Annotated in this window: 21 protein-coding genes, 1 pseudogene and 1 riboswitch; of the genes and pseudogenes, 13 read left to right on the top strand and 9 right to left on the bottom strand. The window is 72.7% G+C overall.

From position 1 onward, the window contains the following. Positions 1–203 precede the first annotated feature (203 nt). A pseudogene (locus tag ACQEVJ_RS15255) lies at positions 204–741 on the top strand (SGNH/GDSL hydrolase family protein); the annotation flags it as partial. Between the two features lie 244 nt (positions 742–985). Continuing rightward, positions 986–2245 (top strand): MFS transporter, encoded by a 1260-nt coding sequence (locus tag ACQEVJ_RS15260; protein WP_433101359.1) that lies wholly within the window; start codon positions 986–988, stop codon positions 2243–2245. Positions 2246–2254: 9 nt separating this feature from the next. Here the strand turns inward: ACQEVJ_RS15260 and ACQEVJ_RS15265 are convergent, their stop codons facing one another. After that, a complete protein-coding gene (locus ACQEVJ_RS15265) occupies positions 2255–2890 on the bottom strand; it encodes a class I SAM-dependent methyltransferase (RefSeq protein ID WP_433101361.1) in 636 nt (211 codons plus the stop codon). A gap of 218 nt (positions 2891–3108) precedes the next feature. On the opposite strand from ACQEVJ_RS15265, the gene ACQEVJ_RS15270 reads away from it, so the two are divergent. The 5 genes from ACQEVJ_RS15270 to ACQEVJ_RS15290 all read left to right on the top strand — a co-directional run bounded on the left by ACQEVJ_RS15270 (position 3109) and on the right by ACQEVJ_RS15290 (position 9362). Beyond that, on the top strand, positions 3109–3819 hold the full coding sequence (locus tag ACQEVJ_RS15270) for a peroxiredoxin (protein ID WP_433101363.1): 711 nt from the start codon (positions 3109–3111) through the stop codon (positions 3817–3819). A 98-nt stretch (positions 3820–3917) separates the two neighbouring features. Beyond that, positions 3918–5531, top strand: coding sequence for a class I adenylate-forming enzyme family protein (locus tag ACQEVJ_RS15275; RefSeq protein WP_433101365.1), 1614 nt, complete (start codon positions 3918–3920; stop codon positions 5529–5531). Positions 5532–5568: 37 nt separating this feature from the next. Then, positions 5569–6933 carry a D-arabinono-1,4-lactone oxidase gene (locus ACQEVJ_RS15280; RefSeq protein WP_433101367.1) on the top strand — a complete coding sequence of 455 codons (1365 nt, stop codon included), beginning with the start codon at positions 5569–5571 and terminating at the stop codon, positions 6931–6933. 57 nt (positions 6934–6990) lie between these two features. Beyond that, entirely contained in the window at positions 6991–8766 is a 1776-nt protein-coding gene (locus tag ACQEVJ_RS15285; RefSeq protein ID WP_433101369.1) for a glycoside hydrolase family 15 protein, read from the top strand. A gap of 125 nt (positions 8767–8891) precedes the next feature. After that, positions 8892–9362, top strand: a complete 471-nt coding sequence (locus ACQEVJ_RS15290) for an SPW repeat protein (RefSeq protein ID WP_433101371.1) — start codon at positions 8892–8894, stop codon at positions 9360–9362. Positions 9363–9375: 13 nt separating this feature from the next. On the opposite strand, the gene ACQEVJ_RS15295 is transcribed toward ACQEVJ_RS15290, so the two are convergent. Genes ACQEVJ_RS15295 through ACQEVJ_RS15315 form a run of 5 tightly spaced genes read right to left on the bottom strand, consistent with a single transcriptional unit; the run spans position 9376 to position 14937 of the window. Further along, complete coding sequence (locus tag ACQEVJ_RS15295; protein WP_433101373.1) at positions 9376–10998, bottom strand: amidohydrolase; 1623 nt, start codon at positions 10996–10998, stop codon at positions 9376–9378. A gap of 14 nt (positions 10999–11012) precedes the next feature. Continuing rightward, a complete protein-coding gene (locus ACQEVJ_RS15300; RefSeq protein WP_433101375.1) occupies positions 11013–12143 on the bottom strand; it encodes an extracellular solute-binding protein in 1131 nt (376 codons plus the stop codon). Between the two features lie 6 nt (positions 12144–12149). Beyond that, positions 12150–12944 (bottom strand): ABC transporter permease, encoded by a 795-nt coding sequence (locus tag ACQEVJ_RS15305; RefSeq protein ID WP_433101377.1) that lies wholly within the window; start codon positions 12942–12944, stop codon positions 12150–12152. Then, on the bottom strand, positions 12941–13849 hold the full coding sequence (locus ACQEVJ_RS15310; RefSeq protein ID WP_433101379.1) for an ABC transporter permease: 909 nt from the start codon (positions 13847–13849) through the stop codon (positions 12941–12943). Before ACQEVJ_RS15310 ends, ACQEVJ_RS15305 begins: the two co-directional genes overlap by 4 nt. Beyond that, positions 13846–14937, bottom strand: coding sequence for an ABC transporter ATP-binding protein (locus ACQEVJ_RS15315; RefSeq protein ID WP_433101381.1), 1092 nt, complete (start codon positions 14935–14937; stop codon positions 13846–13848). Before ACQEVJ_RS15315 ends, ACQEVJ_RS15310 begins: the two co-directional genes overlap by 4 nt. Positions 14938–15105: 168 nt before the next feature. On the opposite strand from ACQEVJ_RS15315, the gene ACQEVJ_RS15320 reads away from it, so the two are divergent. Then, a complete protein-coding gene (locus ACQEVJ_RS15320) occupies positions 15106–15786 on the top strand; it encodes a TetR/AcrR family transcriptional regulator (protein ID WP_433101383.1) in 681 nt (226 codons plus the stop codon). Positions 15787–15795: 9 nt separating this feature from the next. Here ACQEVJ_RS15320 and ACQEVJ_RS15325 read toward each other — a convergent pair whose 3' ends face one another. Next, positions 15796–16710 carry a hypothetical protein gene (locus ACQEVJ_RS15325; protein WP_433101385.1) on the bottom strand — a complete coding sequence of 305 codons (915 nt, stop codon included), beginning with the start codon at positions 16708–16710 and terminating at the stop codon, positions 15796–15798. Between the two features lie 303 nt (positions 16711–17013). Between ACQEVJ_RS15325 and ACQEVJ_RS15330 the strand changes: the two genes are divergently transcribed. Together ACQEVJ_RS15330 and ACQEVJ_RS15335 are read left to right on the top strand one after the other, a co-directional pair. Then, entirely contained in the window at positions 17014–19599 is a 2586-nt protein-coding gene (locus ACQEVJ_RS15330; protein WP_433101387.1) for an MXAN_6230/SCO0854 family RING domain-containing protein, read from the top strand. Positions 19600–19933: 334 nt separating this feature from the next. Continuing rightward, positions 19934–20656, top strand: a complete 723-nt coding sequence (locus ACQEVJ_RS15335) for a GNAT family N-acetyltransferase (RefSeq protein WP_433101389.1) — start codon at positions 19934–19936, stop codon at positions 20654–20656. A 125-nt stretch (positions 20657–20781) separates the two neighbouring features. On the opposite strand, the gene ACQEVJ_RS15340 is transcribed toward ACQEVJ_RS15335, so the two are convergent. Further along, positions 20782–21069 carry a DUF6295 family protein gene (locus tag ACQEVJ_RS15340; protein ID WP_433101391.1) on the bottom strand — a complete coding sequence of 96 codons (288 nt, stop codon included), beginning with the start codon at positions 21067–21069 and terminating at the stop codon, positions 20782–20784. An 11-nt stretch (positions 21070–21080) separates the two neighbouring features. Further along, on the bottom strand, positions 21081–21824 hold the full coding sequence (locus ACQEVJ_RS15345) for a dienelactone hydrolase family protein (RefSeq protein WP_433101393.1): 744 nt from the start codon (positions 21822–21824) through the stop codon (positions 21081–21083). A 230-nt stretch (positions 21825–22054) separates the two neighbouring features. Here ACQEVJ_RS15345 and ACQEVJ_RS15350 point away from each other — a divergent pair, with 230 nt between their 5' ends. From ACQEVJ_RS15350 to ACQEVJ_RS15360, 3 genes are all read left to right on the top strand, one after another. Continuing rightward, positions 22055–22903 carry a fumarylacetoacetate hydrolase family protein gene (locus ACQEVJ_RS15350; protein WP_433101395.1) on the top strand — a complete coding sequence of 283 codons (849 nt, stop codon included), beginning with the start codon at positions 22055–22057 and terminating at the stop codon, positions 22901–22903. 147 nt (positions 22904–23050) lie between these two features. Then, entirely contained in the window at positions 23051–23791 is a 741-nt protein-coding gene (locus tag ACQEVJ_RS15355; protein ID WP_433101397.1) for an SDR family NAD(P)-dependent oxidoreductase, read from the top strand. Next, positions 23788–24702, top strand: coding sequence for an aldo/keto reductase (locus ACQEVJ_RS15360; RefSeq protein ID WP_433101399.1), 915 nt, complete (start codon positions 23788–23790; stop codon positions 24700–24702). The genes ACQEVJ_RS15355 and ACQEVJ_RS15360 overlap by 4 nt, the downstream gene beginning before the upstream one ends. A 304-nt stretch (positions 24703–25006) precedes the next feature. Further along, positions 25007–25149: riboswitch (cyclic di-AMP (ydaO/yuaA leader) on the top strand. The last annotated feature ends 4 nt before the right edge of the window (positions 25150–25153 follow it).

Below are 25153 nucleotides of genomic sequence, written 5' to 3' on the forward strand. Positions count from 1 at the left end.
GCGACGGACGACCCCGCCGCCGCGTCGATCGCGTCCGGCCAATCGGCATCACCTCGCACCCGGGCTCGCGGACCACCTCCTACCTGCTGTCCGGCGACCACGCCGACGCCGCGGACCTGTCCGGCGCGACCTCCGTCGACCACTGGTACTTCCTCAGCGGCCTTGAGGTGTGGGCCAAACCCTCGGTCGCCGCGGTCGCGGTGGTGGGCGACTCGCTCACCGACGGCCGGGGCTCGACCACCAACGGCAACAACCGCTGGCCCGACCGGTTGCTCGACCGCCTGCAGGCCCAGCACGCCACCTCCGGCGTGGCGGTGGTCAACCAGGCGGCCGGCGGCAACCGGGTGCTCAACGACGGCCTGGGCCCCAACGTTCTGGCCCGGCTGGACCGCGACGTGCTCGCCCACAGCGGCGTGACCTGGCAGATCCTGTTCGAAGGCGTCAACGACATCGGCACCGCCGAGGCGAGCCAGGCCGCCCAAAAGCAGGTGACCGACGACCTCGTCGACGCCTACGACCAGATCATCACCCTGGGCGCACGCACGCGGCATCCGCGTCTACGGCGCCACGCTGACGCCGTTCGGCGGCAACGCCTCCTACGACGACCCGCAGGGCTACCGGGAGGCGGCCCGGCAGGCGGTCAACCAGTGGATCCGCACCAGCCGCCGCTTCGACGCCGTGATCGACTTCGACCGCGCCGCCCGCGACCCGGCCAACCCCCGCCAACTCCTCGCGGCCTACGACGTGGGCGACCACCTGCACCTGAACCCGGCCGGCTACCAGGCCCTCGCCGACGCCGTACCCGCCCACCTGTTCCGCCAGGAACCGCTGCCCCCCGGCTTCGGCTTCAACTGACGCGACGCGCGCACCGCGGCCGGGCCCCGGCAAGCAGCTGATCCTTTCCGGGGCTCCGGTCACGGCCGCCGCACGCGATCAGGGTAAAGTACCCCAAATGTTATATATGCCCAGATCAGCGAGGTAGAGGGTGGCGGGGGTACAGGCAGTTCTGAAGCGTGTCGCCCTCGACACCCGGCCCCTGAGCATTCCCGCGTACCGGCGGCTGCTGGTGGGGCAGGGCGTCTCGTTCATCGGCTTCCAGCTCACGTCGGTGGCCGTGAGCGGGCAGGTGTACAGCATCACGGGGTCGTCCCTGTGGGTGGGCCTGCTCGGGCCGGTGAGCCTCGTCCCGCTGGTCGTCTTCGGCCTGTGGGGCGGCGCGGTCGCCGACGCGATGGACCGCCGCCGGCTCCTGCTGGCCGGCTCGGTGGTGGCCTGGCTGTCCACCGTCGCCCTGCTGCTGCACGCCTGGTCGGGGCTCGGCAGCGTCTATCTCATCCTCGCCGTCATCGCCCTGCAGTCGATCGGCTTCGCCGTCACCTCGGCGACGCGCGGCGCGATCATCCCCCGCATCGTGCCCACCGAGCGGGTCCCCGCGGCCAACACCCTCAACTTCCTCGTCAGCAGCATCGGCACGGTGATCGGGCCGCTGCTGGCCGGGGTGGTGCTCGCCAAGGGCGGGTACGCCACCGCGTACCTCATCGACGCCGTCCTGTTCGGCGCCGGCTTCTACGCGGCCGTACGACTGCCGGCGCTGGCGCCCGTCGGCGAGATCTCCCGGCCGGGCCTGCGCTCGGTGGTCGACGGGCTCACGTACGTGGTGAGCAGGCCCGTCGTGCTCATGTCGTTCGTGGTGGACATCATCGCGATGGCGTTCGCGATGCCGAGGGCGCTGTTCCCGGAGCTGGCGGCCGAGCGCTTCGGCGGGTCGGCCGTGGCGTTCGGCTGGCTGTCGGCGAGCATCGCCATCGGCGCGGTCGTGGCCGGCGTCTTCTCCGGCTGGGTCGGCCGCGTACGCCGCCAGGGGGTGGCGCTCACGCTCGTGATCGCCCTGTGGGGCGTCACGGTGGCCGCCGCGGCGCTGGCGCAGCCGTTGTGGCTGGTCGTGGCGCTGCTGGCGATCGGCGGCGCGACCGACCTCGCCTCCGCCGTGTGGCGGCAGACGATCCTGCAGACCTACGCGCCCGACGAGATGCGCGGACGCCTGCAGGGGGTGTTCATGGTCGTCGTCGCGGGCGGGCCCCGCCTGGGCGACCTGCGGGCGGGCGCCACCGCGGACGCCTTCGGGCTCGTGCCCTCCTGGGCGGGCGGCGGCCTGGTATGCGCCCTGCTGGTCCTGGTGACCGGTTTCGGCGTGTCCGCCTTCCGCCGGTACGACGCCCTGGCGAGCCGCCCGGACAGCCGCTGAATCCGGATCTCAGGGCCGGGCCTCGCCGCGTACGCAGAAGGAGATGGGGCTGCGGACGCGGTCGGGGAAGACGAAGCGCTCCAGCGACTCGACGGTGAAGCCGGCCGCCTCGACGGCCGCCACGCTGTCGCGGCCCGTGTGGCAGCCGCCGGTCAGGCAGGGCCACACGGTCGCGTCCAGCAGGTCCTGCGCCCTGGACCAGCCCGGGAGGCCGGCGCGGACGTGTTCGAGGAAGCGCAGCCGTCCGCCTGGGGCCAGCACACGGCGTATCTCCCGCAGCCCGGCGGCGGGATCGGGCAGCGAGCACAGCACGAACGACACCACCGCCGCGTCGAACTCGCCGTCGGCGGCCGGGAGCCGGTCGGCCAGGCCGCCGACGACCTCGATCCGCGCCCGCGTCCCACGGGCCGCGTGGCGGGCGACCGCCCGCAGCCGCGGTTCGGGCTCGACGGCCAGCACACCGGTGACGGACGGCGGATAGTGGGCGAAGTTCAGCCCGTTGCCTGCGCCGACCTCGATCACCCGGCCCGACAGCCCCGCCACCAGCGCCTCGCGCTGCCCGGTCATCCCGTGCCGGTCGAGGACCTGGCTGAACCACGTGTAGAAGCGGGCGAACAGCGGATGGCTGACCCCGGTCGTCGGCATGGCGTCCCCCTTCCCGTCCCTCGTTCATTCCCCGCGCGGTGAGCGGAGCGGCATTACCGAATCGGGGCGAAACGGTCGTGGTCGCCACCGGCCTTCGCGGGTACGGGCCCGGTGGACGACGCGCTGGACGACGCGGTGAGCGGTGGCGCCTCGGCATCCGCGACGGCACTCGCGGGCCGGCCCCACTCCGGGCGGCGTGACGCGGAAAGGAAGCGACCATGACCTCTGCCGTGAACTCTGCCGTGAACTCTGCCGTGAACCCCGCGGCGACCTCCGTGGTGGAGCCCGCCACCCGGCTGCCGCTCATCGGCGACAGGGCACCGGACTTCGAGGCCGAGAGCACCCACGGGCCGGTCCGGCTCGCCGACTACGCCGGGCGGTGGCTGGTGCTGTTCAGCCACCCGGCCGACTTCACCCCGGTGTGCACCACCGAGTTCGTCGCGTTCGCCGAGCTGGCGGAGGAGTTCGCCGCCCGGAACGTCGCCCTGCTCGGCAACTCGGTCGACTCCGTGCACAGCCACCTGGCCTGGACGCGGGCGATCGAGGACAGGCTCGGCGTGAAGATCCCCTTCCCGATCATCGCCGACCTCGACACGCGGGTGTCCCGTGCGTACGGCATGCTCCACCCGAACGCGTCGGCGACGGCGGCGGTCCGCGCGGTGTTCGTGATCGACCCGGAGTCGGCCGTCCGCGCGATCCTCTACTACCCGATGAACGCGGGGCGGATGGTCCCCGAGATCCTCAGGCTCGTGGACGCGCTGCAGACGGCCGACCGCGACGGCGTCTCCTGCCCGGCCAACTGGCGGCCGGGCGACGACGTGCTGCTGGGCGCGCCGAAGACCCAGGCCGAGGTGGAGGCCAGACTGGCCGACGAGCGGCTCAAGCTCGTCGACTGGTATCTCGCCAGCCTCCCGGGCCGCGGCGCCTGACCGCAGGCGTCCTACGGCCGGGTTTCCGGTCAGCGGGAGCGGGGCGCCGCGCGTGCCGCAGGTCCGGTTAGCGTGCGGGCCGTGGCAGGAACAGTGGCATGACCACCCGCGAGGAGGCGCTGGCCCGGCTCACCGCCCCGGGCGCTCCCTTCGAGGTGCGCGTCGAGGACGTGCTCGGCGAGCCGACGGAGGTCTTCGCGCACCGGCAGCGCTCGCTCGGCGAGATCCTCCGCGCGTCGCTCCGCTTCGGCGACCGCGAGTATCTGGTGACCGGGGAGGGCCGGCTGACCTTCGCCGAGCACCACGAGGCGGTGTGCGCGCTGGCCGCGGCCCTGCGCGACGAGTACGGCGTGCGCAAGGGCGACCGCGTCGCCGTCTGCGCCGCGAACCGGCCGGAGTGGATCATCGCCTTCTGGGCGGCGGTCTCACTCGGCGCCGTCGCCGTCGGGATGAACTCCATGTGGGCCGCCCCGGAGGTGGCCCACGGCCTCGGGCTCACCGAGCCCGCCGTCCTCGTCGCCGACGGACCGCGCCGGGCGCTCGCCGGCGAGCCCGGCATCCCGGTGCTGTCGATCGAGGACGACCTGCCGGTGCTCGTCCGGCGGCACCGGGGCGCGGCGCAGCCCGAAGAGGCCGTCGACGAGGACGATCCGGCGGTCATCCTCTTCACCAGCGGGACCACGGGACGGCCGAAGGGCGCCACCCACTCCCACCGCAACGTGATCGCCGCCGTCTGGTTCCACCTGCTGAACGACGCGGTCGCCGCGGAGACGGGGCGGCCTCAGACGGACCGGCGCTTCCTGCTGGTGACCCCGCTCTTCCACATCGCGGCCCTGCACAACCTCGCCGTCGTCCGCCTGGCCGCCGGCGACACCGCGGTGCTACACCTGGGCCGCTTCGACATCGCCCGTGTGCTGCGGCTCATCGAGAAGGAGCGGGTGACGAACTGGGGCGCCGTGCCGACGATGCTCTCCCGTCTGGTCGAGCACGACCTCTCGCCGTACGACCTGTCCTCGCTGCGCACGGTCTCGGTGAACAGCGCGCCCTCGTCCCCGGCGCTCAGACGGCGGCTGCGGGAGGTGCTGCCGCAGGCCGGCGCCGCGCTGGGCACGACCTACGGCCTCACCGAGTCGTCCACCGCGGCGACGCTCGCGTCCCCCGCCGAATTGCTGGCCGACCCCGGCACGGTGGGCGGGCCGGTGCCCACGATGCGGGTGGAGGTGCGCGGGCCCGGCGGCGAGCGGGTGCCCGACGGCGTCGAGGGGGAGATCTGCCTGCGCGGCGCGCAGATGATGCTGGGCTACTGGCGCGACCCGGAGGCGACGCGGGCGGCGAGTGCCCCCCACGGGTGGTTCCGCACGGGCGACCTCGGCCGGATCGTGGACGGCAGACTGCGGATGTCGAGCCGCCGGTCCGACCTGATCCTGCGGGGCGGGGAGAACGTCTACCCGGCCGAGGTCGAGGACCGGATCGGCGCGCATCCGGCCGTGCGCGAGTGCGTCGTGCTGGGGGTGCCGCACCACGACCTCGGCCAGGAGGTCGCCGCCGTGGTCGTGGTGAAGCCGGGCGCGGAGGTGACCGAGCGCGAGCTGCGGGAGCACGCGGCCGCCGGTCTCGCCCGATACAAGGTGCCGTCGCGCTGGACCATCAGGACCGAGCCGCTGCCCCGCAACGCCACCGGGAAGGTGAGCCGCACGCAGGTGACGATCTGACCGGCACGTGAGCGCCCTGTTCCGGTAGAAAGCCTCTGTGACTCATTTGGTGACAAACTGGGCGGGCAACATCACCTTCCGGGCCGCGGCGGTCGAGCGGCCCTCCTCCGTGGAGGAGGTGCGCGCCCTGGTGGCGCGGAGCGAGAAGGCCCGCGTGCTGGGCAGCGGCCACTCCTTCAACCACGTCGCCGACTCCCCGGGCGCGCTGATCTCGCTCGACGCGCTGCCGCCGGAGATCGAGATCGACGGCGGGTCGTCCACGGTGCGGGTCGCCGCGAGCGTCCGGTACGGCGAGCTGGGCCGCCGCCTGCACGACAAGGGCTACGCCCTGCCCAACCTCGCCTCCCTGCCGCACATCTCGGTCGCGGGCTCCTGCGCGACCGGCACCCACGGCTCGGGCGACGCCAACGGAGGTCTCGCCACGTCCGTACGCGCGATCGAGATGGTGAGCGCGGACGGCGACCTCGTCACGCTGAGCCGCGACGCGGACGGCGACCGGTTCGCCGGCGCCGTCGTCGCGCTGGGAGCCCTCGGCGCCGTCGTCGCCATGACGCTCGACGTCGTGCCGTCGTTCGACGTCCGTCAGCGCGTGTACGAGGGCCTGCCGGCCGAGGTGCTGGACGACCAGTTCGACGCCGTCATGTCCGCCGCGTACAGCGTCAGCCTGTTCACCGACTGGCGGACCTCCAGGATCAACCAGGTCTGGGTGAAGGAGCGGCTCGGCGCGGCCTCCGCGGACCCCGCCGAGGCGGCGGCCGTGAGCGGGCTCGCGGGGGACGCGGCCGCGGGCGGCCTGGAGGGCGCCACGGCCGCCGGAGGGCTCTACGGCGCCGAGGCGGGCGGCGGCTTCTTCGGGGCGGCGCAGGCGGACGGCCCGAGGCATCCCGTGCCGGGCATGTCCGCGGTGCACTGCACGGCCCAGATGGGCGTCCCCGGCCCCTGGTTCGAGCGCCTGCCGCACTTCCGGCCCGACTTCACCCCCAGCAGCGGCGAGGAGCTCCAGGCGGAGTACATGGTGCCCCGGCGTCACGCCGCCGCGGCGTTCCACGCCCTCGACGGGATCCGCGACCGCATCGCCCCGGTCCTGCAGATCTCCGAGATCCGCACGATCGCCGCGGACGACCTGTGGCTGAGCCCGAGCCAGGGCCGTGACACCGTGGCGTTCCACTTCACCTGGATCAAGGACACCGCCGCCGTGACGCCCGTGCTCACCGCGATCGAGGAGTGCCTGGCGCCGTTCGGCGCGCGGCCCCACTGGGGGAAGCTCTTCACCCTTCCCGCGGACGTCCTGCGCTCCCGCTACGAGCGCCTGGACGACTTCGCGGCGCTGGCGCGGCACCACGACCCGCGCGGCGTCTTCGCCAACGAGTTCGTGGAGCGGTACGTTCTCGGCCGCGTTTAGTCGCCGGGTTTGTCCCCTGATGACCGGGTAAGTCCCCGGGGATCACGGGGGAGGACGATGCGCATCGAGGACTACGCGCTCATCGGCGACATGCACACCGCCGCCCTGGTCGGCCGCGACGGCTCGGTGGATTGGCTGTGCCTGCCGCGGTTCGACTCCGGAGCCTGCTTCGCGGCGCTCCTGGGCGACCGCGCGGCGGGGCGCTGGCTGCTGGCCCCGGCGGGCGGGGGGCCGTGCACCGGGCGCCGCTACCGCGACGGCACGCTGGTCCTCGAGACGACCTGGGACACGCCCGGCGGGTGCGTGCGGGTCCTCGACTTCATGCCGCCGCGCGGAGAGGCGCCCGACCTCGTGCGGATCGTGGAGGGCGTGCGGGGCCGGGTGGAGATGCGCACAGAACTGCTGCTGCGCTTCGAATACGGCGCCGTGATCCCCTGGGTGCGGCACCGTGAGGGAGAGGTGGCCGTCGTCGCCGGTCCCAACGCCGCCTGGCTCCAGTCGCCCGTCGAGCTCGCCCACGACTCCCGCCTCCGCGGGACGACCGCGTCCTTCGCCGTCGCGGCGGGAGACCGGGTGCCGTTCGTGCTCACCTGGCAGCAGTCGTGGCAGGGCCGGCCGCGGCGGCTGGAGGCGGCCGAAGAGTTGGCCGCCACCGACCGGCTGTGGAAACAGTGGCTCGGCCGGTGCCGCTACCAGGGAAGGTACGGCGAGGCCGTGCGCAGCAGCCTCCTCGCGCTCAAGGCCCTCACGTACGCCCCCACCGGCGGCATCGTCGCGGCGCCCACGACCTCGCTGCCCGAGCAGATCGGCGGCTCGCGCAACTGGGACTACCGCTACAGCTGGCTGCGGGACGCGTCGTTCACTCTCCAGGCGCTGATGGGCGCGGGGTACGCGGACGAGGCGACGGCCTGGCGCGACTGGCTGCTGCGGGCCGTCGCCGGGGATCCCGCCGACCTGCAGATCATGTACACGGTCGACGGCAGCAGGCACATGCCCGAGTGGACGGTCGACTGGCTGCGGGGATACGAGGGGTCGCGGCCGGTGCGGATCGGCAACGCCGCCTCGCGGCAGTTCCAGCTCGACGTGTACGGCGAGGTGATCGACTGCCTCTACCAGGCGAAGGAGGCGGGCCTGAGGCCGGACGAGGAGGCGTGGGATCTGCAGCGCGCGCTCATGGAGTATCTGGAGGGGGCGTGGCGGGAGCCCGACAACGGGCTGTGGGAGGTGCGCGGCCCGCGCCGCGACTTCGTCCACTCCAAGATCTTCGCCTGGGTGGCGGCGGACCGCATGGTCCGCTCGGTCGAGAAGCAGGGCCAGGACGGCCCCGCCCGCCGCTGGCGCGCCCTGCGCGAGGAGATCCACCGGGACGTGTGCGCGCGCGGCTACGACGCCGACCGCAACACCTTCACCCAGTTCTACGGGTCGAAGGGCCTCGACGCCGCGCTGCTGCTCATTCCCCGGCTCGGTTTCCTGCCCCTGGACGACCCTCGCGTGGCGGGCACCGTCGACGCCGTGTGCCGCGAACTGACGGAGGACGGCCTCGTCCTGCGCTACCGGCCCGAGGCCGACGACGTGGACGAACTGCCGGGCGGGGAGGGCGTCTTCATCGCCTGCTCCTTCTGGCTCGCCCACGCGCTCGCCCTGCTCGGCCGCCGCGACCGGTCGCGGCGGCTGTTTGAGCGCCTCCTGTCCCTGCGCAACGACGTCGGCCTGCTGTCGGAGGAGTACGACGTCCGCAAGGGACGTCAGTCCGGCAACTTCCCCCAGGCATACAGCCACGTCTCCATCGTGAACGCGGCCCAGGCCCTGGCCGCGCCGGGAACATCTGGCTGACAGATGTCGTCCATCTGTTTCCCGCGCATCTCGCGACCTCCCCTCCGCCACCTGCAGCGTTAGATGATGCAACCGAGGGGCCCGGGTCTTCGGCCCGGCCCGCCTGGGAGAAGAGGTGACGCGACATGGTGCGACCAGGTCTGGCACGCCGCCCGGACGCGACGGAGCTGCGCCAGACGTACGACCGCGCGGGATCGACCGCTCCCGCCCAGGTCATGGACGGAGTGACGTTCCTCGCCGGGCTCTACCTCGCCATCTCGTCGTGGATCGTGGGCTTCACCGGTTTCGGCGGTCTGACGATCAACAATCTGATCGTCGGGCTGACGGTCGTGGCGCTCGCGACGAGCTGCGCGTCCGCCTTCGGCCGCACGTACGGCCTGAGCTGGGTGACGCCGGTGCTCGGCGTCTGGACGATCATCGCGCCGTGGGTGATCAGCGGCCAGCCGGCGACCGCCGCGACCATCTGGGACAACGTGGTCACCGGGGCGATCATCTTCGTGTTCGGCCTCGGCGCGCTGGCGTTCGCCGCGAACTACCGGCACCACGAGCACGGCGGCAGGCGGCGGGGGGTCGGCGCGCCGGGCGGCGAGTGGTAGCCCGCGGTCCGGGTCAGGCGGCGTACACCTGTCGTCCCGCGACGTACGTGAGCGCCGCGCGGGCCGCCGCGATCTCCTCGACGGGCGCCGCGAACGGGTCGCGGTCCAGGACGACCAGATCGGCGAGCATGCCCGGGGCGATGGTCCCGGTCTCGTCGAGGTGGTTCACCCGGGCCGAGCCCGCGGTGTAGGCGGTCAGCGCGGTCGCCAGGTCGAGCGCCTGACCCGGGAGGAAGGCCGCGGTGCCGCTCTCCCTGGCCCGGTTGACCGCGACGTGGATGCCCCAGATCGGGTCTGGGCTGCTCACCGGCCAGTCGCTGCCCATGGCGAGCGGTGCGCCGGCCCGGTGCAGGGCCCCGAACGGGTACTGCCACGCCGCCCGTTCCTCGCCCAGGTAGGGAATGGTCAGCTCGTCCATCTGCGGCTCGTGGCAGGCCCAGAACGGCTGCATGTTGGCGGTGACGCCCTCTTCGGCGAATCGGGGGACGTCCTGCGGCCGGACGACCTGGATGTGGGCGACGTGATGGCGGTTGCCCGAGGGGCCGTTGCCGGTGCGCGCGGCGGCGACCGCGTCGAGCGCGGCGGTGACCGCCCGGTCGCCGATGGCGTGGAAGTGGACCTGGAAGCCCTCGGCGTCCAGCATCGTCACGTATCGGGGGAGCTCGGCGTAGTCCACGAAGCCGAGCCCGCGGTTGCCCGTGACGCAGCCGCACCCGTCGAGGTACGGCTCGTGCATGGCGGCCGTGAAGTTCTCCGCCACGCCGTCCAGCATGATCTTGACGCTCGCGGCGGCGAACCCGCCCTCGGCGGTCCGGCGGCCGATCAGGTCGGGGATCTGCTCGGCGCCGCGGTCACGGTCCCACCACAGCGCGCCCCGGACCCGGGCCGTGAGCCGCCCGGACCTGGCCACGTCGAGGTAGACGGAGGTGGCGTCGCGGTGCCCGGCGTACTCGCCGAGGATCGCGTCCTGCCACGCCGTGATGCCCAGCGAGTGCAGGTGCGCCTGGGCGACCAGCAGGGCCTCGACGTAGTCGTCGTGCCCGGTCTCCGGAAGGTAAGGCTCGACCAGCGCCATCGCGCCCTCGTGCAGGGTGCCGGTCGGCTCGCCGGCCGCGTCGCGCTCGATGCGCCCGCTGGCCGGGTCGGGGGTGTCGCGGGTGATCCCGGCCGCGCGCAGCGCCGCCGAGTTCACCCACGCGCTGTGGTGGTCGCGGTTCGGCAGGAACACCGGGCGGCCGGGCACGATCGCGTCGAGGTCCTCCTTCACCGGGGTCCCGCCGGGGAAGGCGTCCATCGACCAGCCGCCGCCGGTGATCCACTCGTCGTCCGGGCGGGCGGCGGCGTAGGCGGCGACGGCGTCCAGGTAGCCCCGGCGGTCGTCGATCCCGGACAGGTCGCAGCGCAGCCGTTCCAGGCCGCCCATCACCGGGTGCGCGTGCGCGTCCTGGAAGCCGGGCGCGAGCAGCCGGCCCGCCAGGTCCACCACCTCGGTCCCGGGCCCGCGCAGGTCGCGTACGTCGTGGTCGTCGCCGACGGCGACGACACGGCCGTCCCGCACGGCCACCGCCCGCGCCCTCGGCGCGGCGGGATCGGCGGTGAAGACGTGGCCGTTCACGAACAGAAGGTCCGCGTGCATCGTCTGTCGTCCTTTCAGCTCTTGAAGTCCGTCCAGACCTTGTCGTAAAGGTCCAGGGCCGTCTGGGAGCAGGGCGGCACGGGCTGGGCGAGCGCGGCCTTGTCGGCGGGCGGATTGATCGCGGGATCCTTCGCGAGATCCTTGTCCATGTACGCGTCCGAGCCGGTGACGGCGTTGGCGTAGCCGACGAAGTTGGTCGCCTCCGCGGCGTTCTTCGGGTCGAGCATCCAGTTGATGAAGATCTTGGCGTTGTCGACGTTGCGCGCCCCCGTGGGGACGGCGAAGTTGTCCTGCCAGAGCGGCAGGCCCTCGGACGGGTAGACGTAGGTGACGCCCTTGTTCTTCATCGAGGCCCGGTGGAAGGCGCCGTTCCACATCATGGACAGCGTGGTCTCGCCCGAGGTCATCCGGTCGATCTGGCCGTCGGAGCTGATGACCTTCAGCTTGGGCTTGAGCCCGGCCAGCAGGGTCTGCACCTTCTGGTAGTCGGCGGTCTGCTCGCTGCACGGCTTCGAGCCGACGGCGCGCAGCGCGGCTGCGATCACCTCGTTGGAGTCGTTGAGGATCGAGATGTTCCCGTTCGCGCCCGCGGGCGGGTTGAAGAACTCCGCCCAGCTCGTGACCTTTCCGCCGACCTTGCCCTCGTCGATCGCGATGCCGGTGGTGCCGTGCATGTAGGGAGCGGTGAATTTGCGCCCCTGGTCGAAGTACACGTCGTTGAACTCGGGCTGGATGTTCTTGCCGTTGGGGAAGGTGTCGGTGTCGATCTCCTGCAGCAGGCCGAGCTGGACCATCTGCTGCACCATGTAGTCGCTCGGCACGATCACGTCGTATCCGGTGCCGCCGGCCTGCAGCTTGGCCAGCAGCCCCTCGTTGGACTCGAAGGTGTCCAGGTGCACCTTGATCCCGGTCTCGGACTCGAAGCGCTTGAGCAGGTCGGGGGAGATGTAGTCGGTCCAGTTGTAGAGGTTCAGCTCGCCGCTCCCCTTGGCGGGGAACGCCGCCGAGCCCCCGGCCGAGGAGCCGGAGCCCGAGCCGGAGCCGGAGCCGGAGGCGCCGGTCGAGCCGCCGCCGCAGGCGGCGAGCGCGAGCACACCCGCCCCGAGAAGGGCGGTGAGGGGGAGGAGCCGGTGCTTGGAAACCATGGGCGGTCAGCCTCTCTTGCGGCCGATGAGATACGAGGCCGCGAGAACGAGCAGGGAGACGAGGAGGATCAGGGTGGACAGCGCGTTGACGGCCGGGGTGATGCCGACGCGGAGCATGCCGTAGATGTAGATCGGGAGCGTGGTGGTGCCCGGTCCGGCGACGAAGAAGGTGATCAGGAAGTCGTCGAGGGAGACGATGAAGGCCATCAGCGCCCCGGCGACGATGCCGGGGGCCAGCAGCGGGAGGGTGACCCGGCGGAACACCCGCCAGGGCGAGGCCCCGAGGTCGGCGGCCGCCTCGAACACCCGCTGGTCCATGTCGGCCAGCCGGGCCCGGATCGGCAGCAGCGCGAACGGCACGCAGAACGCGATGTGGGCGAGGGTCACGGTCGTCATGCCCAGCGGCACGTCGAGGAAGGCGAACATCGCCAGCGTCGCGACCGCGAGCACGATCTCCGGTAGCACCAGCGGCGCGCCGGCGACCAGCATCACCGCCCCCCGCGCCGTACGGCGCAGCGCGGCCAGGCCGAGGGCGATGCCGATGGCCAGCACGACCGAGCACACCGTGGCGACGGCCGCGACCTGGAGCGAGGTCAGCGTGGCGTTCCTGATGTCGGCGTTGGCCACCACGTCGCCGAACCAGTGGAGGCTGAAGCCCTCCCAGATCGTGGCGATCCTGCCGGTGTTGAACGCGTACGCCACGACGACGAGCAGGGGGAGGTAGAGGAAGGCGAGCAGCAGGATCGAGACGGTGGCGAAGGCGGGGAAGCGCCGCAGGTCGACGCGCCGGGTGCGGTTCACATCAGACTCACCTTCTGGTCGCCGCGGCGACCCGCCAGCGCGAACCCCATGAGGGTCAGCAGGGTGAGGACCAGCAGGGCGACCGCCACGGCCGAGCCGAGCGGCCAGTTGCGGGAGGCGCCGAACTGCTGCTCGATGAGGTTGCCGATCATCAGCGACTTGCCGCCGCCGAGCAACTGCGGCTGGAGGAACGCGCCGAGCGACGGGATGAAGACCAGCACCACCCCCGCGACGAGCCCGGGCCGCACGGCCGGGTAGACGACGCGCCGCAGGACGGTCAGCCGCCGGGCGCCGAGGTCGTAGGCCGCCTCGGCCAGGCGGAAGTCGAACTTCTCCGCGCTGGAGTAGACCGGCAGGATCATGAACGGCAGCGACACGTAGACCAGCCCGACGGCGGTCGCGAACGGCGTGTAGAGCAGCCCGATCGGCGTGCCGAGCAGGTCGCTGACCGGCCCGTTGTCGTTGAGGATCAGCACCCAGGCGTACGTCCGCACGAGCGTGTTGGTCCAGAACGGGATCGTCACGGCGAAGACGAGCAGCGCCCGGGTGCGCGGCGACCTGGTGGCCATCCACACCGCCATCGGGAAGGCGAGGACGGCGCAGCAGACGGTCGTGAGCGCGGCGAGCCAGATCGACTGCCAGAACACGCCGATGTAGCGGGGGTCGAAGCTCTTCGAGCCGTCGAGCTGCGTGTCGAACAGCAGCCGGACGTAGGAGTCGACGGAGAACGGCCCGGCGACGCCGACGCCGAACATGCCGCGCGACATGAACGAGTAGGCGACCACGACGACCAGCGGGGCGCCGACCAGGGCCAGCAGGAAGAGCGTGCCCGGCAGCACCGAGGACCGGGCGCCCTGACCGGCGGGCCGGTGCCGCCTGACGGTGCCGGGAGCGAGCGGTGTCACGGGGCCACCGCCCAGCCGCGGCCCGGCAGCACGTCGAGGCCGACCCGTTCGCCGGGTTCGGGGAACGCGGCGCCCACCGGCAGCCGCACCACCACCTGCTCGCCGCCGGCGAGTTCCGCGCCGACGCGGACGTCGCTGCCGACGTAGACAGACTCGCGTACGACGCCGTGCAGCGGGGCGTCCTCGCCTCCGATCACCAGGTGTTCGGGGCGCAGGGCGATCGTCACCTCGCCTCCACCGCCCGCGCCGCTCGTCCCACCCGCGCCGCTCACCCGGTCGGCGGGGAGCACGTCCCCGCCCTTGAGCCGGAAGCCGGCGCCGGTGCGTTCGGCGGTCAGGAAGCTGGTCTCGCCGATGAAGTCGGCGACGAACCTGTTGGCCGGCCGCTCGTAGACCTCCTGCGGCGTGCCGATCTGCGCGACGGTGCCCTCCTGGAACACCGCGAGCCGGTCGCCGAGCGAGATGGCCTCCTCCTGGTCGTGGGTGACGAAGACGAAGGTCACCCCCGTCGTCTGCTGGATCCGTTTCAGCTCCGTCTGCATGCCGCGGCGCAGCTTGAGGTCGAGCGCGGCGAGCGGCTCGTCGAGCAGCAGCACCTCGGGCCGCTTGGCGAGCGCCCGGGCGAGGGCGACGCGCTGCTGCTGGCCGCCGGACAGCTGGGCGGGCCTGCGCCTGCCGTGCTCCGGCAGGCGTACCAGTTCCAGCGCCTCGGCCACGAGCGGGGCCGCCTGCTTGCGGCTCATCCCCTCCATCTCCAGGCCGAAGGAGACGTTCTCGGCCACGGTGAGGTGGGGGAACAGCGCGTAGCTCTGGAAGACGGTGTTGACCCGGCGCTTGTACGGCGGAAGCACGTCCAGCCGATCGGAGCCGAGCCACACCTCGCCCTCGTCCGGGTATTCAAGACCGGCGATCGTACGCAGGAGCGTGGTCTTGCCGCATCCCGAGGGGCCCAGCAGGACGAAGAACTCCGCGGGCTCGATCTCCAGGGAGACGTCGTCGAGCGCCGTGACGATCCCGCCCTCCGGCGCCGGGAAGCGGCGCGTGACTCCCTTGATCCGAAGCCCGTCATGAGACGCCGCTGAAGTCATGGGCGACCTCCGAAAGAGCAGCTGAGCGGCCTCGGCAGAGAGCGGGCCGCGAATGGGGTGGGGAAAGAGAAGCATGACGTAAACAGCGTTGTCAACGGTGATGACAACGCTTCTTGTGTTGTGAAGAATGTGTCGCGACGATCACGTCTCACTGAGGAGAATGTGCTCATGCCCCCACGCCGTACGACCTCCGTCGCGCTCTCCCAGGAGCGGATCGTCACCGCCTGTCTCGAACTCGTCGAAAGCGGCGGCCCGGGCGCCCTGACCTTCCGCAACATCGGCCGGCACCTCGGCGTGGACGCGACGGCGGTCTACCGGCACTTCCGGGACAAGGACGACCTCGTGCGGGCGCTGGCCGACCGGCTGTACGAGGAGGCGCTGGCCGGGTTCGCCCCCGGGGAGAACTGGCTGGACACGCTGCGGGACGCGGCCATGCGCGTCTACCGGGCCTTCGCCGGCCACCCCCAGGCCGCGGTGCTGGCGGCCAGCCGGTCGACCCGGCGCCAGGCCGAGATAAACGCCATCGAGGTGCTGCTCGACGCGCTGCGCCAGGGGGGCTTCGAACCGCCGGAGGCCGCGCGGTACGAGCGCGCTCTCGGCGACCACGTCCTGGCCTGGGCGGCCTTCGAGGCGTCGTTCGTGATGCTCCCGTCGGAGGTGCGCGAGGGCGACGCCGGGGCGCCGCTGGTCTACGCGGCGCAGAGCCGGGACCGCTATCCGCGGCTCGCCGAGTGCGCCCCCTACCTGCCGCCCGTCACGGTCCCCCAGTTCGAGACCGCGCTGGAGATCTTCCTCGTCGGCCTGCGCACGCTCGCGCCGGCCGAGCCCGCCTCCGCCGGCCGGCCCTGAGCCGGCGCGTCACGGCGGCCCGGTGGGGGCGGCCTCGCGGCGAGTGGCCGGGCGTACGGCGAAGACGGCGACGACGAGTGCCGCCGCGACGAGCAGGTGCCAGCGGATCAGCATGCTCGCCTTCAGCTGGAACTCCCGCCACAGCGTGACGGCGTCCGCCGAGATCGCGACCGGGACGTAGGCCTCTAACGCCGCGAGGACGAGGAGCGCCCCGGTCGCCAGGGCGACACGGCGCCGTGGCCGGTCCACCATGACATGGCCGGCCGTCGCGGCCAGGACGACGAGCACGACCAGCAGGCCGTCCGCGTCGGCCTTGCAGCCCCAGAGCCCGGGGAACTCCCAGACAGAACGCGGTTCGGGGAGCGCGAACCAGCCGGAGAAGCCACCGGCGTCCCTGTGCAGGAGAAGGGAGAGCCGGAGCGGCTCCCAGGCCGCCGCGCCGACGGCCGCCCCCCAGAGGACGAGCTCCTTTCCCGCCGCGTGGCGGGGTGCCCGTGGCGCGGCGAGCAGCAGGAGAAACGCCGCCCCGTAACAGGCGAACGACGGCCAGGGTGACTCCGCGAGGGACAGCCGGACGGCGAACGGACCGGCGCCGGGCGCGCGGACGGCGACCAGCAGCCGGAACGCGAGGACGGCGGACACCGCGCACGCGGCCAGGGGCGCGGTCCAGCGGGAGGAGCACAGGAGGAGCCCGGCCATGATCACCGGGAGCAGCAGCTCGGCCCATATCAGGAGTGTCGAGGCCGTGCCCCGGGACAGGAGGAACGGAACGTGAGCGGATCGCCCCCAGCAGATCATGCCGTCCATGTCCACCGGGCCGAGCGTGAAGGACCTCAGCACGACGGGCCCGGAGGCGGCCAGGACGATCCCGACACGCAGCAGTCCCGCTCGGCGGGCCGCCGGGGCCTGCGTTCCTCCCCGCACCGTTGCTCCCTCCATCGATCGGCCGTAGATCGACTCGCCGACCGTAGCGCGGCCGCCGTCGCAGTGCCGTTGTCGCAGTCCCGTGGCTGCAGCCGTACCCGTACGGCATGACAGCGGCGACGCGGCAGGCCCGGGGAAAAGGGGACGACACAAGATCGGGTGGCGGGCTAGGGTGGCTCGGCAAGGGGCGGCTCCTTGACGTGCTTCCTTCTCGATCTTCTAAATCGCTTTAGTGCGTCCACTCTCCGCCCCCTCTCACTTTCTCGGTGCCTGTCCGATCGCTCGCACACAGGGAGGACGCCCGTGGACCGGCTGGCGGAGCTGCTGCTGCGGCAGCGGCTGGTCGCCCCCGACCTTCTCGTCCCCGCCGTCGAGCGGGAAGCCGCCGTCCCGGGCCCCGAGGACTCCGGGCGTTCGTCACGCTCGTCCCGCCGGGGCGAGCCCCTCGCCACCGTCGCCGACGGGGTGGTCGCGCTGGAGGCGGACCTGCTCCAGCTCGGGCACGTGCTGAGCGCGCCGCTGCGTGCCCGGCTGGCCGAGCTGGACACCGGGGAGCTGGGGCAGGCGGGCCGCGCGCTCGTCTCCGCCCTGTCGGCCCAGCTGGGCGGGCACGTCGTGCACACGCCGCTGTTCCGTCGCTTCCCGGAGTCGGTCCCCGCCGACACCGTGGAGTTGTTCGTCCGCAGGGTGTTCACGGTGCTGCTCCAGCGGCCGGAACAGCCGTGCGTGTTGTGCGGGAAGGTCGCCGCCGTCCACCCGGTGTCCCCGTGCGCGCACCTCGTCTGCCGCGCGTGCTGGGACGGCGCGGACTACAGCGCCTGCCCGATCTGCCATCGCCGGATCGACCCCGGCGATCCCTTCCTGCGCCCGGCCGACGACGTCCACGCCCCGGCCGTCGGATGGAACGGCCGGGTGCCGGAGACGCTGACACTGCTCGGGCTGTGTGACGACCCCGCCGCCCGGGCCCGCGACCTGCTGGGCTCGCTGCTGTCCCGGCAGGCGGCGCCGCGCGCGGAGGACAGGGCGGTCGTCGCCGACATCGTCGATCGCTTCTGGCCCGAGTCGGCCGGCTGGCTCCCCGAGCGGATCCCGGCCCGCGAGACCCGCGCCGTCGTCCTGGCCACGGCCGTACGGCACGGCGACCTGGGCCTGCTCGCGCGGCACGCCGACACGGCGACCGACGTGCTGCGGCTGCTCCACGCCCTCATGGGCGGCGACCCCGGATTGCGCGCCCGCCTCCCGCGCCGCACGAGCCTGCCCCGGCGGGTGCGCCGCGCGCTCCTCGCAGTGCTGGAGCGGCAGGCGCTGCCGTACGTGATCGAGGACCTGCACCGCTATCCGGCGCAGTGGCGGCACATGGCGGAGGTGCTGCACCCGCACGAGTTCCACCGGCGTCACACGGACGCGGCCCTGGCGTTCGCGGTGCTTCGCGGCACCCCGCTGCCGAAAGGCACGCCGATGGCGGACGTCCTGCTGGAGCGCGCGGCGGCCCACGGGGACCTGCTGTCGTTCGACGGCGTACGGCTGCGCGCCCGCACCTTCGCGGGGCGGTTCGAGGCCGCGCTGCGAACCGATCCCCGGGAGGCCCTCGCCCTGCTCGCGCGCCGGCCGGGAGAGCTGCTGCGGCGCACCGCCGATCTCGCCCGCCGCCTGCCCGCCGCCGTTCTCGCCGACGCCCTGCGCGCCGCCGCGCCGCACGTCTCCCCGGCCGTGCTGATCGCCACCCTGGGCCAGTTGCGCACGCCGCCGGGCGGGACCCGCATGTTCCTCCCGCGCGGGGGAGCGGCGCGGATCTGGGCCGAGCCCGACGACCGGCGGGAGCTTCCCCCGGACACCGTGAAGGCCCTGACCGGCGTGCTGACCGGCGAGATGCTGCGCCGGGCCGCCGCGCTGCCGCCCGTCGAGACCGCGCTGCTGGACGAGGAGCTGACCGACCTGCTCGCACCGGAGGCCGAGCGCTCCGCCTCTGCCTCGCTGGTACGGCTGCCGCGCGGCAGCGTCCGGCCGCTCCCGGGTGGTGCGCGGATCCGGCTGTTCCTGCACTGGGCGGAGCCGGCGGATCGCGTGGTCGACCTGGACCTGTCGGTGGCGGTGTTCGACGCGCGGTGGGAGTTCGTCGGGCTGTGCGACTACACGAACCTGCGGCTGGGCGGGACCGCCGTCCACTCCGGGGATCTGACCTCCGCGCCCGAGCCGCTGGGCGCCTCGGAGTTCGTGGACCTGGACGTGGCCGCGCTGCGCGCGACCGGCGGCCGATACGTGCTGCCCATCGTGTTCAGCTACAACGACGTGCCGTTCGACGAACTGGTCCGCGGTTTCGCCGGATTCATGGACGATCCGGACGGCCTGTTCGACCCGCTCGCCGTACGGCAGCGCTTCGACCTGACCGGCCCGGCCAAGATCCTCGTTCCGCTCGTCGCCGATCTGTGGTCGCGCACGATGCGCTGGGTGGACCTCAACGTGTCCGCGTTCGGCGGGATTCACGACGTGTACGAATACGAGGAGCAACTCGCCCGTCTGGGAGCGGCCGCCGAGGACGCCTACGGTCTCGGCGAGCGCGTCACCCTGTGGGAGGTCGCCTGCTGGCACGCGGCCGCCCGCGCCCGCGAGGTCGTCGTACGGCACCGCGACGGCGCCGTGAGCAGGCACACGCGTCGGCCCGATGAGGACGTCGCCGTCTTCGCGTCCCGCCTCGGCGTACGCCGGGCGGCTGGCCCCGCGCCGGAGACCGGCACGGCCCCCGGCCTCGCCGTCGTCGTCGAGGACGACGTCACGGTGGGCGAGGGAGCCCAGGTCTACGCGTTGCATCCCGGTCGTCTCGACCCGTCGGCGGTCCGGCTGCTCGACGCCTGCGACCTCGTCGGCATGCTCGCCCCCGCGACGCGCTGACCCCGCCGGAGATAACGGCTTGCGCGCTCAGGAACCCGCGTGGGAAAGTGAGCGCGCTTCACACACGTATGCGGCAAAGGAACGAAGCCTATGTTCTCGGCGTCCCACAGCGGCCGCCGTCGGCGCTGACCGGTGCGCCTTCCGCGTCATCGGTTCACTGCCTTCACCGTCTCACGGCGGCCCCACGTGACGGTGCCCTGCGCACCTTCTCCATCCCCGTCCGGGATGGCTTTCCCGCGCGTTCACCCCTCCGCTTCGAGCGGCGGGCGAACCGCTTCACCTTGTCATTCGTGAGGTCGATATCACCGTGGGCATCGATGTCCAGAATTTCGCCGTGGCCAACCTTCGCCGCCGTCCCGAAGTCGTCGAGATCGGGGGCTTCGTCCTAGGCGTGGATCCCGGCACCACCAGCCCGTACGTCAACTACGCGACACCCCTGCCCGGCGCCCGGCCGGACGCGCGGGACGTCGCGGCGCTGATCGGGGCGTTCCGCGAGCGCGGGCTCAAGCCTCGTCTCGAGTTCGCGCCGGACGCCGCGCCCGTCGTGGAGCCCGCTCTTCGCGAGGCGGGGTTCACCGTCGAGGCGGTGCACGACTACCTCGTCTGCACCCCGGCCACGCTGACGAGGCCGCGGGCCACGCTGCCGGTGGAGACGCCGTCGACGGACGAGGACTACGCGGCGATCGACGCCGCCCTTTCCGAGGCGTTCGGCGGCGAGTTCCCCTCGTCGCCGGAGGGCGCGGCCCGGCTGCGCCGTACGGAGGAGAGCGGCGGCGCGGTCCGGTTCGTCCGGGCGCCCGGCGGCGGCTGCGCCGGAGCGGCCATGTGCTCCGCTCCGGCCGTGGAGACGTCGGAGCTCGCCGGGGTGGGCACCCGCCCCGGCTTCCGCGGGCGGGGCATCGCCGCCGCGGTCACCGCCACGCTCGCCGAGGCGATGTTCGCCAGGGGAGCACGGTCGGTGTGGCTGGAGTACGGGGGCGAGGGATCGCGCCGGGTCTACGAACGCGTGGGCTTCCGGCCGGGGGGCACCCGCCTGTACATGTCGCTCGAAGTCTGACCCGCGCCGACCGCCGGCCGTCCACGGCCCCTGCCCGCTCCCCCCCGGCGGGCGCCGCGCGGCCGGCGGACGGGGCAGGATCAGACGGGGCAGGATCAGACGGGGCAGGATCAGGCAGGGCAGGATCAGGCGGGGGCGGATCGGCGGGCGGCCGACGCGAGCCCGGGCGGCGCCGCGGCCAGGGCCTTGTGGATGGCCTCCACCAGGGCGAGCGCCGCCTCCTCGGTGAGCTCGATCGCGACCCGGGCCGACGGGCCCTCGGCCGGATTGGTGAGGTCGATGTTCACCGTGTGCTCCTGGCACGCGTGGTAGGGGTGGTCGACGTAGACCATGCCGTCGGTGACCGTGAACCAGCCCGACGCCCCCTTGGCGGCGCCGTCGATCCGGATCTTCTCGGTGAGATAGGTGCACATCCCTGTTCTCCTCAGGCGGCGAGGTGGCGGCCGAAGAAACCGAAGACCTTCTTCCAGCCCTCCACCGCGGCGGCGGGCCGGTACGCGGGGCGGTCCACGGAGAAGAACCCGTGGCCGGCGTCGGGGAAGACGTGGAACTCGTGTTCCTTGCCGAGTTTGTCCAGCTTCGCGGAGAGCACTTCCACCTCGTCAGGCGAGGGGAACCTGTCGTCCGCGCCGAAGAGCCCGAGCAGCGGGCAGGACAGATCGGCGGCCCGGGAGATCAGCGGTTCGGCCTTGAGCTGGGATCCGGCGGGCGGCGCGGTGACCACGAAGGCCCCGTAGCAGTCGACGGCCGCGTCGATCTGGAGCGAGCAGGCGGCCAGGAACGTCTGCCGGCCACCGGAGCAGTAGCCGATGACGCCGATCTTGCCGTTGGCGTGCTCCAGGCCCTTGAGGTAGGCCGCGGCGCCGGCGACGTCGCCGACGAGCTGCTCGTCCGGGACGCCCCCCTTGGCCCGGACCGCGGCGGCCTGGTCGTCCGGGCTGACGCCGGCGCCCTCCCGGGAGTACAGGTTGGGGCAGATCGCCGCGTAGCCGTGCGCGGCGAACCTGCGGACGATCTCCTTGGTGGCCTCGTCGTAGCCGGGCAGGTGGTGGATCACCACGACCCCGCCGTGGGGGCGGGAGTCGAGCGGCCGGGCCGCGTACGCTTCGAGGCCGGCGCCTTCGTGCCCGGTCACGGCGACCGTGCCGGCCCACATCGCGTCCGTCATTGACAGTCCTTTCCCCTCTGGTCACAGCGCTGCCCGTGAGATGGCGGCGCCCGGGAACCAACCCTAGTAGTTAGCTTGGCTAACTAAGCCAACTGCCTAACAATGATCCGATGAATGCGGCGTTGATGCCCGTCGTCGCCACGCCAGAACGGTCCGGTCTTTACGTGGACCGGACGATTGTGGCAGGCTCGGCAGGCCGATACATCGGGTGTATTTCGGAAGAGGCGATCGTGAAACTGCTGAGAGTGGGACCGGCGGGCGAGGAGCGGCCCTGCGTGCTCGCGCCCGACGGCCGGGTGCTCGACCTGTCGTCGCTGACGACCGACATCGACGGCGCGTTCCTCTCGGGAGGAGGCGTCGAGCGGGTGCGGTCGGCCCTCGCCGAGGGCCGGCTGCCCGAGGCCGGGCCGTACGAGCGGGTGGGCGCGCCGGTCGCCAGGCCCGGAAAGATCATTTGTATCGGGCTCAACTATTCCGACCACGCGGAGGAGACCGGAGCGGCGATCCCCGCCGAGCCGGTGGTGTTCATGAAGGCGTCCAACACGCTCGTCGGCCCCGACGACGAGGTGCTGGTGCCTCGGCGCAGCGTCAAGACCGACTACGAGGTCGAGCTGGCGGTGATCCTCGGCCGTACGGCCCGATACCTGGAATCCCCTGAGGCGGCGGCCGAGGTGATCGCCGGGTATGCGATCGCCAACGACGTGTCGGAGCGGGAGTTCCAGAACGAGCGCGGCGGCCAGTGGGACAAGGGCAAGTCGTGCGAGACGTTCAACCCGCTCGGTCCCTGGCTGGTGACGGCGGACGAGGCCGGCGACCCGCAGGCGCTCGGCCTGCGGCTGTGGGTCAACGGCGAGCTCCGCCAGAACGGGAACACCAAGAACCAGATCTTCGGCGTGCACCACGTGATCTGGTACCTCAGCCAGTTCATGGTGCTGGAGCCGGGCGACGTGGTGAACACCGGCACTCCGGCGGGCGTGGCGCTCGGCCGTGGCCCGGAGGCGTACCTGCGGGAGGGCGACGTGGTGGAGCTGGAGATCGACGGCCTCGGCCGCCAGCGCCAGCGGATGGGACAGGCATGAGCGAGCGAATCGGTAGGCACAGTGTCTTTCGCTCATGCGACCCCGAGCCGCAAGGCGAGGGGGTGGCATGAGCGAGCGGAGCGAGCGAATCGGTGGGCACAGTGTCTTTCGCTCATGCGACCCCGAGCCGCAAGGCGAGGGGGTGGCATGAGCCGGGGAGAGTTCGACGGCCTGGTGGCGATCGTCACCGGCGGTGCTTCGGGCATCGGTGAGGCGGTCGCCGAGGAACTGACCGCGCGGGGCGCGCGGGTCGCCGTCCTGGACCTGAAGGACACCGAGTTCGTCTGCGACGTCACCGACGACGCCTCCGTACGGCGGGCGGTGTCGGCCGTGGCGGAGCGGTACGGCCGGATCGACGTGCTGGTGAACAACGCCGGCATCGGCGCGCAGGGCACGGTGGCCGACAACGACGACGCGGAATGGCTGCGCGTGTTCGACCTCAACGTGGTGGGGATCGCCCGGGTGACCCGGGCGGCGCTGCCCCACCTGCGCGAGTCCCCGCACGCCGCGATCGTCAACACCTGCTCGGTCGCCGCGACGGCCGGGTTGCCGCAGCGGGCGCTGTATTCGGCGTCCAAGGGGGCGGTGCTGGCGCTGACCCGGGCGATGGCGGCCGACCACATCCGCGAGGGGATCCGGGTCAACTGCGTCAACCCCGGCACCGTGGACACCCCCTGGGTAGGCCGGCTGCTGGACGCCGCTCCCGACCCCGAAGCCGAGCGCGCCGCGCTGTGCGCCCGCCAGCCGCACGGCCGCCTGGTGACGGCGCAGGAGGTCGCCCATGCCGTCGCGTACCTGGCCAGCCCGAGGGCGGGGTCCACGGCCGGGGTCGAGCTGGCCGTGGACGGCGGAATGGCCGGCCTGCGGCTGAGGCCGGTGTCGCCGTGAGGATCCCACTCGGGCCGTACGGGCTGGGCACCGCGCCGCTGGCCGGGCTGTTCGCGCCGGTCAGCGAGGAAGAGGCCGAGCGGGCGCTGGCCGCCGCGTGGGAGGCGGGGATCCGCTACTTCGACACCGCGCCGCACTACGGGACCGGGCTGGCGGAAGAACGCCTCGGACGCTTCCTGCGCGGCCTGCCGGGGGACGCCGCCGGGGAGGCGGTCGTCTCCACGAAGGTGGGCCGCGTGCTGGTGCCCGGCCAGGGCGAGGAGGAGGGGTTCCCCGGCCGCACCGGCTACGTGCGGGTGCGGGACTACAGCCGCGACGGCGTGCTGCGTTCGCTGGACGACAGCCTGACGCGGACCGGGCTCGACCGGTTCGACCTGGTGTTCATCCACGACCCGGACGACCACTGGGAGCAGGCCGCCGGGGAGGCGTACCCGGCGCTGGCCGAGCTGCGCGACCAGGGGGTGGTCGGCGCGATCGGCGCCGGGATGAACCAGGCCGAGATGCTGACTCGCTTCGTCCGCGAGACCGACCTCGACGCCGTCCTGGTCGCGGGACGCTACACGCTGCTCGACCGCTCCGCCGCGCGGGAGTTGCTGCCCGAATGCGAACGGCGCGGCGTCGCCGTCGTCGCAGGCGGGGTGTTCAACAGCGGAGTCCTCACCGGCGGCACCACCTACGACTACGACGCCGCCCCGCCCGCCGTGCTGGAGCGGGCGCGTGAGCTGGGCCGGATCTGCGCGTCCTACGGCGTGCCGCTGCCCTCCGCGGCCCTGCGGTTCCCGCACCGGCATCCGGCCGTCACCACGGTCCTGATCGGCGCGCGCAGCGCGGAGGAGGTCCGGGAGGACCTCGACCTCGCCGCCACGCCCGTGCCCGGAGAGCTGTGGAAGGAACTGGACCCTGCTGATTGACCCCGCCGCCTGATCGCGCCTGGCGGGCGAACTGCCGCCCGCCAGGCGCTGTCGGCGTGTTCGGGGGGACGGCCGCCCGGGTGTGTGGCCTCCGACCCCGCCCGCCGGGCGGACGGGGCGGGCGCGAGTGCCGTACGGCTGTGTGGCGCATGTCACCGCGGGCGGCCCGCGACCGTGAGGACCTGCGGAAGCACGGAACGGTGGCGGCCAGAATCATGCCGTTTGCCGGTTTTGGCCGTGTCTTACTTGTTATCTATTAAGCTTCCCGTGTATCTCGCCGGTGAGCGGTCCTCAACCCGAGGACGACCGGCGACCGCCGAATCCCGGAAGTCATCGATCCCGGGAACCGGGGACCCACGTCTCTTGGGGTGAATCCGGACCATCCGGTAGGGCTACTCCTGGCCCGAACCCGTCAGCTAACCCGGTAGGCGGCCAAGGAGAGGAGAGCGCG

It is taken from the genome of Microbispora sp. CA-102843 (genome assembly GCF_050936215.1).
GTDB lineage: Bacteria > Actinomycetota > Actinomycetes > Streptosporangiales > Streptosporangiaceae > Microbispora.

Excerpts from the sequence above, each read along its gene's own strand:
- ACQEVJ_RS15265 (WP_433101361.1), bottom strand. The coding sequence starts at position 2,890 with ATGCCGACGACCGGGGTCAGCCATCCGCTGTTCGCCCGCTTCTACACG.
- ACQEVJ_RS15270 (WP_433101363.1), top strand. The coding sequence starts at position 3,109 with ATGACCTCTGCCGTGAACTCTGCCGTGAACTCTGCCGTGAACCCCGCG.
- ACQEVJ_RS15275 (WP_433101365.1), top strand. The coding sequence starts at position 3,918 with ATGACCACCCGCGAGGAGGCGCTGGCCCGGCTCACCGCCCCGGGCGCT.
- ACQEVJ_RS15285 (WP_433101369.1), top strand. The coding sequence starts at position 6,991 with ATGCGCATCGAGGACTACGCGCTCATCGGCGACATGCACACCGCCGCC.
- ACQEVJ_RS15290 (WP_433101371.1), top strand. The coding sequence starts at position 8,892 with ATGGTGCGACCAGGTCTGGCACGCCGCCCGGACGCGACGGAGCTGCGC.
- ACQEVJ_RS15295 (WP_433101373.1), bottom strand. The coding sequence starts at position 10,998 with ATGCACGCGGACCTTCTGTTCGTGAACGGCCACGTCTTCACCGCCGAT.
- ACQEVJ_RS15300 (WP_433101375.1), bottom strand. The coding sequence starts at position 12,143 with ATGGTTTCCAAGCACCGGCTCCTCCCCCTCACCGCCCTTCTCGGGGCG.
- ACQEVJ_RS15315 (WP_433101381.1), bottom strand. The coding sequence starts at position 14,937 with ATGACTTCAGCGGCGTCTCATGACGGGCTTCGGATCAAGGGAGTCACG.
- ACQEVJ_RS15320 (WP_433101383.1), top strand. The coding sequence starts at position 15,106 with ATGCCCCCACGCCGTACGACCTCCGTCGCGCTCTCCCAGGAGCGGATC.
- ACQEVJ_RS15340 (WP_433101391.1), bottom strand. The coding sequence starts at position 21,069 with ATGTGCACCTATCTCACCGAGAAGATCCGGATCGACGGCGCCGCCAAG.
- ACQEVJ_RS15345 (WP_433101393.1), bottom strand. The coding sequence starts at position 21,824 with ATGACGGACGCGATGTGGGCCGGCACGGTCGCCGTGACCGGGCACGAA.
- ACQEVJ_RS15355 (WP_433101397.1), top strand. The coding sequence starts at position 23,051 with ATGAGCCGGGGAGAGTTCGACGGCCTGGTGGCGATCGTCACCGGCGGT.